We start from the raw sequence: 13,515 nt of genomic DNA on the forward strand, positions 1-13,515 counted from the left end.
CAACCGATTTTGGAATGAAAAACCTGAAAAAAAGACTGCAAAACGGGGAAACCCTGCACGGATGCTGGCTCAATACCGGCAGTTCGCTCACCGCTGAGATCGTCGGACTGGCCGGCTTCGACTGGGTGTTGATCGACCTGGAACATGGTGCGGGCTCCGAAAAGGACGTGCTTTACCAGTTGCAGGCGCTCGAACACACGCCCACGGCCGCGATCATACGTGTGGAGAGTTCGGAAAGCCAGCGCATTCATCGGGTGCTCGACATGGGTGCCGAGGGAGTAATGTGCCCCAAAATCCTGAACCCCGAGGGAGCGCAAAAGCTCGTGCAGGGCTTGCACTATCCACCATTTGGCAGCCGCGGCGTGGCCAAAATGGTGCGTGCGACGGGTTTCGGACAGCATTTTCAGGAATATTATGATAACAGCCGGGCCAATATCCTCGGCATCGCGCAGATCGAAACCGTGGAGGTGCTCAATCACCTGGATGCGGTGGCGAATACGGACGGGGTCGACGTCCTGTTCATCGGTCCGGCCGACCTTTCCATGGAGCTCGGTATTTTCGGGCAGTTCGATCATCCGAAGTTCCGGGAAGCGGTTCGCGAGACGTGTGAAGCTGCCCGAAAAGCGGGAAAGGCCGTCGGTATCCTGTTTTTTAATACCAGCGAATATACGGCCTACCACGAGCTGGGCATCCGGTTCATTGCCTGCGGCTCCGACGCCACCTTTGTGGCCGAAGGTGCCCGCACGATGGCCAAAAAGCTGAACGATCTCCGCCCATCCTAAAACCTGATTCTTCATGACTTTAATGACTGTGTTATTCAGCGATCCGCTCTTCATTCTGCTCATTGGCGTGATCATCGTGGTGGGAGGCATTATTTTCCTGCAATTGCACCCCTTTTTGGCACTGATCCTGGCCGCTTTTGCCGTGGCGCTGCTCACGCCGGCTGCGTCGGTCGAGGCGTTTGCGATTGCGAAAGGTTCGTCGCCCGAGGCTGCTGCCGCATTGGCCAAAAAGAGTATCGGCGAGCGCATTGCTACGGAATTCGGGAGTACGTGCGGTAAAATCGGCATTCTAATCGCGATGGCGGCCATCATTGGTAAGGCCATGCTGGAAAGCGGTGCGGCGGAGCGCATCGTGCGGTCGATGCTGGCTGTGACGGGCGTGAACAATGCGCCGTTTGCGTTCCTGGTGAGCAGCTTTTTCCTGGGTGTGCCGGTGTTTTTTGATATCGTGATTTTCCTGATGATCCCGCTGGCGAAAGCTGTGAGCATGCGTATTGGCAAGAACTATCTGCTATTGGTACTGGCCATTACCGGCGGTGCAGCCATGGCCAATTCGTTCGTGCCGCCGGCTCCGGGACCCCTGTTCCTGATTGGAGAAATGAATATCCCGATCGGTATGATGATGGCAGGTGGTACCTTGCTGGGGCTGGTGACAATCACCGCGGGGTTCCTGTTTGCCAAATGGGCCAATGCCAAATGGCCGGTAGCGCTCCGTGATTCGCTGGATGCAAGGCTGGCTGATATCCGGTCGCTGGCCGAAAAGGACGATAAGGAGTTGCCCCCGCTGTGGTTTTCGCTGCTGCCGGTCACTTTTCCGCTGGTGTTCATTTGTCTGGATAACATCCTGAAATCGATGATCAAATCGGGCTCCTTTACGCCCGAATCTTTACTGGCTCACTTCCTGGTCGATTTTGTGGCCTTGGTTGGTGATAAAAACATTGCCCTGGTGGGAGGAGGTTTGATTGCGCTGGTACTGCTGGCTGTCCGGAAAAAGGGTGACAAGGAAAGTATTTCGGCATTTGTGCAGGCGGCATTGATGAGCGGGGGAGGCATTATCCTCATTACCGCGTCGGGTGGTGCATTTGGCGGGATCTTGCAGCAAACGGGCATCAGTTCCCGCATTGCCGCGCTCACGGCCGACTACCAGATGACGCTCATCCCGCTCGCTTTCGTGATCAGCGCGGTTGTACGTACGGCGCAGGGATCGGCTACGGTTGCGCTCATTACAGCTTCTGGTATCCTGTCGGGAATGGCAACCAGCGCCCATTTGGAATACCACCCATTATACCTTGGCCTGGCGATCGGCTGCGGCTCCAAGCTGGTACCGTGGATGAACGACGCCGGTTTCTGGATTATCGTCAAGATCAGTAACCTCACCGAGCGGGAGGCGCTGAAAACTTTCTCGCCGATGCTCGTCGTCATGGGGTGCGTGGGGCTGGTGGTGCTGATGATCGCAGCGCACCTATTTCCTTTGGTTTAATGAATTCAAAAACAGATAGTTGTATAAAATGGAGAAAATAGGGTTTATAGGGCTGGGTATAATGGGTAAGCCCATGGCACTCAACCTCTTGAAGGCAGGCTTCCCCGTGGGCGTGCTCGCGGCCAGCCAGGCGTCGGGCATATTGAAGGATGCTGGTGCCAAAGTGTGGCCCGACGCGGCGTCGCTGGCGGCGGGGAGCGACATCATTATCACCATGTTACCCGATTCGCCGCAGGTGGAAGAGGTAGTCAACAGTGGCGTTCTCGGCGGCATTCGCGCGGGAAGTTTATTCATTGATATGTCCACCATAGCACCGCTGGTAGCCCGCAAACTCTTTGATGCCATGCAGGAAAGGGGCGTGGAAGCGCTGGATGCGCCGGTTTCGGGCGGGCAGGTGGGTGCGGAGGGCGCTACCCTGTCCATTATGGTGGGCGGCAATGCGGCGGCATTAGCCCGGGCGTTACCGGTGTTTCAGGCGATGGGCAAGAATATCGTGCACATCGGTGAGCCCGGCGCCGGGCAAACGACCAAGGCTTGTAATCAAATGATTGTCGGCCAGACGATCCAGGCTGTGGCCGAGGCATTTACATTAGCCCAAAAAGCGGGTGTGGATTTGGTCAAAATGCGGGAAGTGCTGCTGGGAGGTTTTGCGCAAAGCCGCATTCTCGACCTGCACGGCCAGCGGATCATCGACGGCAACTTCAAGCCTGGTTTTAAAATCAAACTACACCAAAAAGACATCAAAATCGCCCTCAAAACAGGTGGTGAGCTCGCTCTTTCGCTGCCAGGCACCGAAACCGTGGCGAAACAAATGCAGGCTGCCATGCAGCAAGGCAATGGCGAACTCGACCACAGCGCGCTATTCCTCGCATTGAACGACTAACAGGATGTGATTGTACACCTTAACCGAATCAGATCATGAAAAGAAATCAGTTTGTGAAGGTGCTCGCCACCGGCTCGGTGGGAGCCACGGTGTTGAGCGAAAGTGAATTACAGGCAGCGGCCATTAAAGCCGAACCCAAGAAGGTTTTGATGAAAGTGGGTTGCCAATCAGGTGGTACCTCGGTCGAGAATCTCGAATTTAAGGCCCGTCACGGTGTTTACAATATCGACGGCGGCGCCCCGAAAATTATTGAAGGCAAAGGCTGGGACCTCGACGACTCGATGCGCAAGCGCGAGGCGTGCGAGAAATACGGGATCAGCCTCGATGCCTACCACTGGCCGTTGGCGTCGTCGGGCATCGATAAGGCGATATTTCCCAATGTAATGCTGGGCAAAAGTCCCCAGCGCGATCGCGAAATAGAACAGTTACAGCAAATGATCATGGTCGCAGGCAAAACCGGCGTGCCGCTTTTGAATTACAATACCACCATATTGCCCGTGCTACGCACTGGCCGGACCACCGACCCCAAACGCGGCAATGCGAGTTACAGTACCTGGAATTATGAAGAAGCATTGAAGCAAAATCACCCTAAAACGATTGCCGGCGACGTCAATATCGATATGATGTTCGAGCGCATTACCTACCTGCTCGACCGCTGCCTGCCCGTGGCGAAAGAATACAAGGTGAAGCTCGGCAACCACATTGCCGATCCGCCGACGCCCGTTGGCTACCGGGGTATTACACGCTGGAACAGTCCCGATGTGTTTGCGGGCATTAAGAGGTTCGCACAACTCTACGACAGCCCCTGGCATGGCTTCAACTTTTGCATAGGGTCGATCGCCGAAGGTTTGAAAGACCCGAAAACCGAGATTTTGCCGATCATCAAATGGGTAGGCGACCGGAAGCAGATTTTCAACATCCATTTGCGGAATATCAAAGGCGGCTGGAATAATTTCCAGGAGGTATACCCCGACAATGGCGATATGAACTTCCTGCAATGCGTGCGTGCGTTGCGCGACGTCGGTTTCGACGGTATGGTAATGCCCGACCACGTCCCGCATCACGAGGCGCCGGGCTCTACCAATGAGGCGTTTGCGTTTAGTTACGGGTATATCAAAGGGCTTATCCAAGCCGCTTCCGACGAGGCAGGGGCGTGAGCTGGAAGGTATTGACAACACCTGACTACCAATGACAACACCTGACCTCCTTGACAACACTTGACTTTTTATTCACCCATGCAATCATTCAAACCAGTAACAATGTCCAAAATCCAGGAAATCCACATTACCCCCATTGCCATTATTGACCCGCCGTTGTTGAATGCTGCGGGCTTGCATGCGCCTTATGCGCTGCGTACGGTTGTTGAAATCGTTACCGACGACCGCATTTCGGGCATTAGTGAAATTCCCGGCAATAGCGATATTGACGCGGCATTGGAAGAAGCTAAGGCATTGCTGATCGGCCGCGATCCGTTCAATTTGAATGTGATCCGGCAGGTATTGTCCGACCATTTCGGTACGGAATCGGCGGCGGCTCGCGGGGATGCGCCGTGGGACCAGCGGAAGCTTGTGCACATTTTTAGCTCGGTGGAAGTGGCTTGTCTGGATATTATCGGCAAGATTACCGGCCGGCCGGTCGTGGATTTGCTGGGAGGTAAAATGCGTGACCGGGTACCATTTTCGGCTTATTTGTTTTATAAATATGAAGGTGCAGGCGGCCCGCTGGAATTCGGTACCGACCCGGATGCCACTGGCTGGGCTGCCGCGCGCCAGGCTGCCGCACTCGATCCCGAAAGTATCGTGGAGCAGGCACGAGCGATGTGTAAAGAATTTGGATTTCAGTCCATTAAATTAAAAGGAGGTGTTTTCGAACCGCGAGTGGAAGTAGATTCGATGCTCGCATTGCATAAGGCATTCGGCCCGAATGTGCCATTGCGTGTCGACCCGAATGCGATTTGGGAGGTAGAAACGGCGATCCGCTACGGACGCGAGCTGAAAGGCATTCTCGAATACCTCGAGGATCCCGTGCGTGGACAGGAAAACATGGCGAAAGTCCGCAAAGAGCTGGGTATTCCACTCGCGACTAATATGTGTACCACTTCTTTTGGCGATATTCCGCGGAGCATCGAGCTGCATTCCGAGGACATTATCCTCAGCGACCACCATTTCTGGGGTGGTTTGCAGGCCTCCATGACCCTTTCCGGCATTTGCCAGACGTTCGGTCGGGGCCTTTCGATGCATTCCAACAGCCATTTGGGAATTTCACTGGCGGCTATGGTGCACCTCGGGGGAGCATTACCCGGCGTGCCTTATGCATTGGATACGCATTACCCCTGGCAGAGCGACGAGGTGATCGTCGGTGGCCGCATTCCATTTGAAGAAGGCAGTGTGAAAGTACCCACGGGCCCGGGGCTGGGCGTGGAGCTGGATCGCGAGGCACTCCAAAGGCTGCATCAGAATTACATCGCCTGCGGTCTTAAAAAGCGCGACGATGAAATTGAAATGCAGAAAAAAGTGCCCGGCTGGAAATTTAAAGCGGTTCGCTGGTAATCAATATTTAGCCATCATGGTATCGAAAACCTGGCGCTGTTGTTTCAGCGCAGCGATCTTGTCGTCGGGATTGGTGTGGCATTCGAGTAGTACCCAGCCTTTGTAATCCATTTTGGCTAGATTGTCGATCAGCTCGGGGTAGGGGTAATCGGTACGGTCGAGCTCTCGCACGTGGCAGGTGTCGCCGAAATACTTTTTGACCAGATCAAAATTGTATTGAAAACCCTGCCCGTTCAGGTCTTGCTTGTTGCAGTTCCAGCATATTTTGGCATTGCGGTGATCGGCATAATCCATGATCTTGCGGATGTTCGGAAGTTCCTGCGTTTCCTCGCCATGGACTTCCAGCCGCAATTGCTGGCCAAAATCAGCCGCGTAACCCGCTAACCCGCGCAATGCGAGACCTATTTGTTCCAATGTCTTTTCGGTAGGAACTTCCTTATGCAATGCATTGGGTTTCACTTTCACGCCCGTGCCGCCCACATCTGCGCTCAGCCGGATGAATTCTTTCGTGCGCTCGATCGAGCTTTTGAGCTTGTCCTGGTCGGGATAATCATATTGCTGGTTAGTGCCCAGCCCAATGATTTTGACAGGACTGTCGGCAAATTGCTTTTTTACGGCTTTCCGCTGTTCGGGCGTGAGATCTGGCATTACCTTATGCGCATGCTCCACGCGCAGCTCGACGCCCGCTATGTGCGTGTCGGAAAGGTTTTTGATCAACGTTGGTACATCCCAGTCTTTGCCCCAGAGGTAGGTCACAAACCCGAGTTGCATTTCAGGTTTTTTTACAAAAAGAGGGTCGGCTTGTGCGAAATCGGAGAGAAGTGCTGCGCCGGCAGCGATGGAGAGGTTTTGCAGGAAAGTCTTTCTGTCGATAAGCATAGGAAGCCGGTTTGAGTTGACTGGTTACAACCGCTTTAAGCCGGCTTCCTGTTAATTCTACCGTTTGGCGGCCTGTTCAATCTGGAAATCCAGTGCGGCCTGTTCGGCCAGTGGTGCCGCTTTTATTTGGTCTCCGAGTAATATCATTTGAGGCGCATTGGAATTAAATGCAGGCCATTGCGGCAGCCCGGTGCCATTCGGGTTGCCTGTTTTGATAAAATTCACCCAATATGCCGACATGATATGCGCAATCTGATCGTCGGTCGCGTCCAGTGGCCGCAATGCGCGATCGATGAAACGGAGGTTGTCGTAAGCATAGGCGACTTCGGCCGTGTGGAATGCGCCGTAGCGCGCGTAGATGCCCGTAGCAGGCAGTTTTCGCGTAAAACGGTAGAGGTACACGCCTTTCTCCTGCTGCGATTGCGCCAATGCCCACGCGTAGTTCTGCATACCGAAACTTCCGTCGCGCGCAAGGTCGTTTTGCGAATGGGCCGCTTGCTCGTCGGTCTGAGCGGGATAATATTGAAAGAATGTCTGCGCCTTCGGTCCAAGTAACTGGTTGTAAGTGGCTTGGAATTCCGCGGCAGTTTTGGGTTTCTCCACCGCGTTCTCGTTCTGGTTCCAGCCGGTCAGCAGCGTTACAGGATTTTGTTTGCCAGCCTGGTAAATGGCGGAAATGGGTTCGGGGAGCACGTAGCCGTCGACAATCGGTGCCCGGAACGTAAATACCTTTTTGAGGATCACGTCGGCAGGTACCTTTCTCAATGCTGCCAGGGAAGTAACTCCCAAGTCCTGGCCGGCCTTCATGCCGCCCTCTTCCGCCTGCTTCAACGAAGGGTAGTTTCTGCCAAAACCGGCACCGCTCTCTGCAATTGCCTTGTTGAAAAGGCCTTTCGCCTGCGGGCTTACCACGAGGCAGTTAACGCTCATAGAGCCGGCCGATTGGCCTGCGATCGTCACATTGTCGGGGTCACCGCCAAATTGCGCGATGTTCTTTTTTACCCATTTCAAAGCGGCTACCTGGTCCATTAATCCATAGTTCCCGGACGCATTCTTACCCGATTCTTTGGTTAGCTCAGGATGTGCAAAAAAACCGAATGCGCCCACCCGGTAATTGATACTGACAAACACAACCCCCTTTTTCGCCGTCGCTTCACCGTCATAAATGGCACATCCCGCACCGCCGCTTACGAATCCCCCGCCATAGATCCACACGACTACCGGCTTCTTCGTTGCTGTTTTGCCCTGTTTTTCAGTCCATACATTCAGGTACAGGCAATCCTCACTGATCGGCGTTTTGGGGATCAGAAATTCCGCACTCCACATACTGAAAGGTGCCGGATCGCCCTGCATCGGGCTGGGCCCGAATTTGTCGCACGCCAGCACGCCATTCCACTTCTTTACCGGCTGTGGCGCTTTCCAGCGCAAATCCCCCACCGGCGGTGCCGCGAACGGAATGCCTTTAAAGATACTGACCCGGCCATCGGAACTCGAGGTGCCGGAAATCCTTCCACCCTCGACCCGGAGCGTGTCGGCAGCCAGCGCCGCGAAATGAAAGCAAGTGAAAACCGCAACCAGCGACAGGTAGTGAACGGGAAATGCGCGTAGGTTCATTCGAAGTAATGATGTTCGTTTAAAGCGCAAGTTCGATTTTATTTCTGACATGCTTGCTTTCCTGTTCACGAATAGCGGTGTCCTGCATCAGCTCCACTTCCTTTGATTTTTGCAGCGATCTAAGCCACCACGATGCGGGGATCGATCCATTGGAATGCAGTTCCAGCCGGATCAGAAACTCTTTTGGCGGCGTACGGTGGCCATTCAGGTATTGGCTGAGGACATAGGGCTTTACATCCACATCTGCCGCGAATTCCTTGTCTTTTTTGTTCTGCGCACGGATGTACTCGTTGAGGAAGTAATGGAAGTTCCAATGTGCTTCGGGGCTGCTGTCCTCTATGTAGTTCAGGATCTGATATTTAATTTGTAGTAATTTAGATTGTTTGAGTTCCTCAGGCGTACGATTGGCCATTTGCCTTCTTCTTTCCGCCCAAAAAGCCTTCTCCACCAGCCGCTGCTCTGCGGTGGGCGGATCAACTGGAAATACGAAAGCATCAGCAAGTTCTTCAAGTGTATACTCCTTGAATAATCTCTCAATTGCTTTTCGTTCACTTTTGGTCGGTGTCCTCATGGTATTTGCTTATTAATAGTTCAGTGTTGTGTCCTTCGGTTATCATGGAAAATCCCGTGTATTTAAAACCATATACAGAACGATAATGGTCGATTATTTTTGTTTTGGGCCTCAAATAGACAAAACCGTCAAATCCGGCTTCAATCGATTTTAAGCATACGAAGGCGAATACTGAGCCTGCTATCCTGCTGTATCGTTTTTGCTTGCCTGTATGCTCGCTCGCGTTCGCGATCAACCGAATCTCTACTGCGGAATTTGCAGGCTGGTAATCGATAGAAACGAGTCCAAGGATTTCTCTTGAACGTTCGATTCTGAGGGCATAGACTTCGAATCGGGTCTCTTTACTCCAATCGAAGTGAAATTGTTTGCTACTGATCAGCATTACCTCTTTCCTGGAAAGCCTGCTAATCGTCGCCGGCAGCCGCTCGCCGGTCAGTGTGTCCTCTAAATAATAGCCCATGAAGATACAAAAAAGTTTACGGATTTGGTAAACATTTTACCGGTTTTTGATCCTCATTTAGACGGCGGTTCAGGAGTTTGGTAACGCTTGCGGGAGTGTCAATTCTTAAACGGTCGGTTATGGCAGATTAACGGAATATGAAATTGAGAGAGGAAACAGCCGGATCCGGTTAAATGCAGCCTTATTCTGCCTTTTGGTTGAAAAACTGATCCTGAAAATGTCGGAAATAGATCGTCGGAAATTCCTTAAAATGTCTGCCGGAGCCGCCGGTGCGGGTGCAGCGCTGAATTTGGTGCCGCCATTAATCCGCAAAGCGTTGGCGGTGAAAGCGCACAGCCCTACTAAAACCATCCACGACGTACAGCATGTGGTAATCCTGATGCAGGAAAATCGCTCTTTCGATCATTACTTCGGTGCAATGCGTGGGGTCAGGGGCTTTGGTGACCGTTTTCCGATTCCGCTCGAAAGCGGTAAGCGTGCGTTTGTACAGTCGGATGGCAAGCGGGAATATTCGCCTTACCGTGCCGATAAAAAGACGGTCAATGCGGCACTCGTGAACGGCACGCCCCACGATTTTCCAGACACGCAAGCAGCCTGGAACCAGGGTAAATACGGCTTCTGGCCGATGTTCAAAACGCCGTATTCCATGGCTTACTACACGCGGGAGGAGATCCCGTTCCAGTATGCGCTGGCAGAGGCGTTCACGATTTCGGATGCCTACCATTGCTCCGTTGCCACGGGTACCGATCCCAACCGGATCGTTTTCTGGTCGGGTGCAAATGCTGATCCCGAAAAGCGTGCCGCCGGCATCAATTGTACTGATGCCGATTCCGAACCGGTGAACCTGCGCTGCTGGGTAGAGGGCAAAATGCCCGACCCTGGCTATACTTACCGGGGCAATGCATTCAAATGGGACACGATACCGGACGTTCTGCAAAAGGCGGGCGTCAGCTGGCGTATTTATCAGGACCCGAATGATAATTGGACGGGCGCTATGCATGGCTGCCTGGCATTTGAGAGTTTCCGAACTGCCAAGCCTGGTTCCCCGGTTTACGAAAACGGGATGAAGCACTGGTCGATCCGGGACCTGACGGAGCACGTCAAAAACAACACATTGCCGCAGGTGAGCTGGGTATTGCCGTCGCAAAGTAATTCGGAACATCCCAGCGGGCCGTCGAGCCCGAACCGCGGAGGGGATTTTACCCACCAGGTGCTGACGGCCATTACTGCCAATCCCGAAGTGTGGAGCAAAACGGTTTTCTTCCTCACGTTTGACGAAAACGACGGACTTTTCGACCACCTCCCGGCACCGGCCGTACCCTCTTATAATACGGACGGATCCCTGGCCGGTAAATCGACGATCGATCTAGCCGGGATGTATTTCAACAACGATAAAGGCTCCAAGGAGTTTCCGAATCCTTTTTACGAAGCCAGCATGAAAAAGGGCGGACCGGTTAGAACACGCATTTACCAGGACAAACGTGACACGATTACGGGTAATGTTCGCCCGTGGGGGATGGGGCCGCGTGTGCCGATGTACATTATTTCGCCTTGGAGCAAGGGCGGGTGGGTCAATTCGGAAGTTGCCGATCACACTTCCGTCGGGCAGTTTCTCGAAAAGCGGTTCAACGTGGTGATCCCGGCGATCAGCCCCTGGCACAGGTCGGTCAGTAGCGACCTTACTTCCGCGTTCGACTTTGTAACGCCCAATGACCCGGTCTTCCCGCCATTACCCGAAACGGCCGACTACGTGCGCATTGAGGAAGCGTCCCGGCAGCTTCCCAAGGCTACCGCACCCGAATCGCCCGGACCGTTGTTCCAGGAAAAAGGGACACGCTACTCCCGCGCGCTCCCGTATCACCTGCATACGCACGCGAAAGCAGGCTCGTATAAAATGGAGCTGTTTTTTGAAAACAAAGGTGCCGCCGGGGTGGTATTTCATGTGTATGACCTCAAACATCTCGATCGGATCCCGAGGCGTTACACAGTGGAGGCTGGCAAATCGGTTTCAGATGAATGGGGACCGTTTTCTGAATCCGATGGCTATGGTTTGGAGGTCTTTGGCCCTAACGGTTATTTTAGACGCTTTTCGGGAAATAGCCTGGTTGCGGAGCCGGAAGTAAAGGCGAGCTATGACCAAAATAAGGGTATTATGCGTTTGGAAATGCAAAATTCAGGCAAATCGGCCCTGGAAATGATCGTGTCGAATAGCTATAACCCATCGAAGCCTTTGAACGTCACGATACCAGCAGGGAAGAAGGTTGCCAGGGAATGGACCTGTGGTGGCCATGGGAACTGGTATGATCTTACGGTTCAGTTTAAAACGGGTGGGACATACCAGCGTCGCCTTGCGGGCAGGATCGAAACTGGTAAGCACGGCATCAGCGATCCGGCTATGGCTATGGAGATTTGAAATATGCTTACAAATAAAAAATAGATTTTCGCAACGCGGACACTCGAATAGGGTGTCCTTTTTTATGAACTATAAAAAATAGTTGTTTTAATACGAAAAGCGCTTTTCGTATAACTAGGATCGTTATTACCAGACGCCCCGATTATCTCGTTCGGATAACCCATTGCTAGTATTTTATTGTTGAATCAACCTGCCGGATCGATTGCCATTGCGATCCGGATGGGAATTTCTATGCCATTTGATTTAAACTATATGAAAACCTTCCCATTGTTCAATGCGGAGAGGGCAGGTATGCTGTCTTTCGTTAAAGCCATTGAATTAAAAAATTTAAAACCGAAAAGATTTCATATCAGTCAATCCGGATATTTGTATCCGCGGTTGTTTTTCGTCGATTTATTGGTTTTAGCTGCGTTTTGTTACCTGCTTTTCCCGGTATTTATTTTCATCGTCGGATTTGTTAGGACTGAAATTTCGGCCGTTCTCGTTGGATTGGTTGGCTATGGAATGTACAGTGGAATATGCAACGCTAATTTTTCCGTCCATTTCAAAATATTGACGAAACGAATGGCGTCGGAACGGTACGTATGGCGTGCGCATTTGGCGTTGGTAGGCTTGCTGGTATTTATCTGGTTGTCTTTTTCCAGTATCGGTGGCATTGGGTACCGTAATTTTGATTCGGGTATACGAAGTTCTCTGCTATGGCATCTCGTAACCGGTTCATGGCCTCTGTATTTTAGAAAGGAGTATTTTGGAGAGGAGTTCGGGTCGATTTCAGATAAGGCGTATGTCTACTACTTTGCCTATTACCTTCCCGCAGCGGTTGTGGGTAAATGGCTGGGCTGGAAAGCCGCTAATTTGGCTCTTTTCGCATATTCCTGGATCGGCGCGTCGCTTGCGCTTATGCTCGTGCGCATGCATGTGAGGCAGCGAGGTTATGCGGTTACCTTTTTTGTTTTCATCGGGATTTGCCTGTTCGGCGGAATGGATTATATTTTCAACGAGTTGTTGGGATTCACCACCGACCGGTCCGAAATGTGGCTTAGCCCGCTGCATTATTTTTCACATACGAGGAATCTGTTCTGGGCCCCGCAGCATTGTTTGCCTACCTGGCTGATAATCGGGATTATATTGAACCATCGACAAATCAGTCCGGCTTTAATGCGTATTTTTCCGCTTGCGTGTGTAGCAATGCTGCTGTGGTCGCCACTTTGCTTGATAGGAATTGCCCCATTTATATTAATAATACTCAAATATTATTGGAAAGAGTGGCTGCAATGGAATTGGACGAATGCGTTGACTTGCTTCTTATTTTTAATATTATTCGCATTTATTGTTTCCAATGATTTTTCATTCGGAATGATTTACGCTCCGAACGCATTGGAAGGATATTGGGTACAGTACGGCCTTTTTATAATTGCTGAATTTTTAGTATTGTCATCCATATTTGTTTTCGCAAACCCTAAAATTGTGAAGGATGATATTTTGCTAGTCGCATTAATATCGTTGTTCGCCATTCCGATTTTTCTTCTTGGACGATGGAATGATTGGAGCATCAAACTCTCCATTCCTCCGCTGTTTGTTCTGTCTGTATTCGTGATAAAACAAATTATATGGCTGATCGAGACCAGAAAGAAATACATTTTAATAGCCGTTCTTCTTTTCTCCACCTGCGCATTGACGCCACTTGAAGAGCTGGTTTATAGTGCTAGAAACTATCGTATTGCATTTGAAAATCCACCCGAAATCCGGGATTTTGGTCCCAATTACATTGTCTGGCAGCAGCTAGGCGATCCCGGAAGCTTTTTCTTTCGTTATCTGGCTCGGCCATGAGCATCAAAAAAGGCCACTCATGAATACGAGCGGCCTTTTGGAGGTGTGTGTTAA

11 protein-coding genes are annotated in these 13,515 nt (G+C 51.8%); 7 read left to right on the top strand and 4 right to left on the bottom strand.

Going from position 1 to position 13,515, the window contains the following annotated elements; all coding sequences use genetic code 11:
* Positions 1-14: 14 nt before the first annotated feature.
* From J2Y43_RS12630 to J2Y43_RS12650, 5 genes are all read left to right on the top strand, one after another.
* A complete protein-coding gene (locus tag J2Y43_RS12630) occupies positions 15-782 on the top strand; it encodes an aldolase/citrate lyase family protein (RefSeq protein WP_309983002.1) in 768 nt (255 codons plus the stop codon).
* 13 nt (positions 783-795) lie between these two features.
* Positions 796-2,262: an SLC13 family permease gene (locus J2Y43_RS12635; RefSeq protein ID WP_309983004.1), complete on the top strand. Its 1,467-nt coding sequence runs from the start codon at positions 796-798 to the stop codon at positions 2,260-2,262.
* A 28-nt stretch (positions 2,263-2,290) separates the two neighbouring features.
* On the top strand, positions 2,291-3,145 hold the full coding sequence (locus J2Y43_RS12640; RefSeq protein WP_309983006.1) for an NAD(P)-dependent oxidoreductase: 855 nt from the start codon (positions 2,291-2,293) through the stop codon (positions 3,143-3,145).
* Between the two features lie 35 nt (positions 3,146-3,180).
* Positions 3,181-4,302 carry a mannonate dehydratase gene (locus tag J2Y43_RS12645; RefSeq protein ID WP_309983008.1) on the top strand — a complete coding sequence of 374 codons (1,122 nt, stop codon included), beginning with the start codon at positions 3,181-3,183 and terminating at the stop codon, positions 4,300-4,302.
* 102 nt (positions 4,303-4,404) lie between these two features.
* Entirely contained in the window at positions 4,405-5,694 is a 1,290-nt protein-coding gene (locus tag J2Y43_RS12650) for an enolase C-terminal domain-like protein (protein WP_309983010.1), read from the top strand.
* Here the strand turns inward: J2Y43_RS12650 and J2Y43_RS12655 are convergent, their stop codons facing one another.
* From J2Y43_RS12655 to J2Y43_RS12670, 4 genes are read right to left on the bottom strand one after another with little or no spacing between them, the layout of a single operon-like run.
* On the bottom strand, positions 5,695-6,573 hold the full coding sequence (locus tag J2Y43_RS12655) for a TIM barrel protein (protein WP_309983012.1): 879 nt from the start codon (positions 6,571-6,573) through the stop codon (positions 5,695-5,697).
* 57 nt (positions 6,574-6,630) lie between these two features.
* Positions 6,631-8,187 carry a carboxylesterase family protein gene (locus tag J2Y43_RS12660; RefSeq protein WP_309983014.1) on the bottom strand — a complete coding sequence of 519 codons (1,557 nt, stop codon included), beginning with the start codon at positions 8,185-8,187 and terminating at the stop codon, positions 6,631-6,633.
* Positions 8,188-8,206: 19 nt separating this feature from the next.
* Positions 8,207-8,758, bottom strand: coding sequence for a hypothetical protein (locus tag J2Y43_RS12665; protein WP_309983016.1), 552 nt, complete (start codon positions 8,756-8,758; stop codon positions 8,207-8,209).
* Complete coding sequence (locus J2Y43_RS12670) at positions 8,736-9,218, bottom strand: hypothetical protein (protein WP_309983018.1); 483 nt, start codon at positions 9,216-9,218, stop codon at positions 8,736-8,738. Before J2Y43_RS12670 ends, J2Y43_RS12665 begins: the two co-directional genes overlap by 23 nt.
* A 217-nt stretch (positions 9,219-9,435) precedes the next feature.
* Between J2Y43_RS12670 and J2Y43_RS12675 the strand changes: the two genes are divergently transcribed.
* Positions 9,436-11,631 (top strand): phosphocholine-specific phospholipase C, encoded by a 2,196-nt coding sequence (locus J2Y43_RS12675; RefSeq protein WP_309983020.1) that lies wholly within the window; start codon positions 9,436-9,438, stop codon positions 11,629-11,631.
* Between the two features lie 252 nt (positions 11,632-11,883).
* Positions 11,884-13,461, top strand: a complete 1,578-nt coding sequence (locus J2Y43_RS12680; RefSeq protein WP_309983023.1) for a hypothetical protein — start codon at positions 11,884-11,886, stop codon at positions 13,459-13,461.
* Positions 13,462-13,515: the final 54 nt, after the last annotated feature.

This window comes from Dyadobacter sp. BE31, from assembly GCF_031457695.1.
Classification (GTDB): domain Bacteria; phylum Bacteroidota; class Bacteroidia; order Cytophagales; family Spirosomataceae; genus Dyadobacter.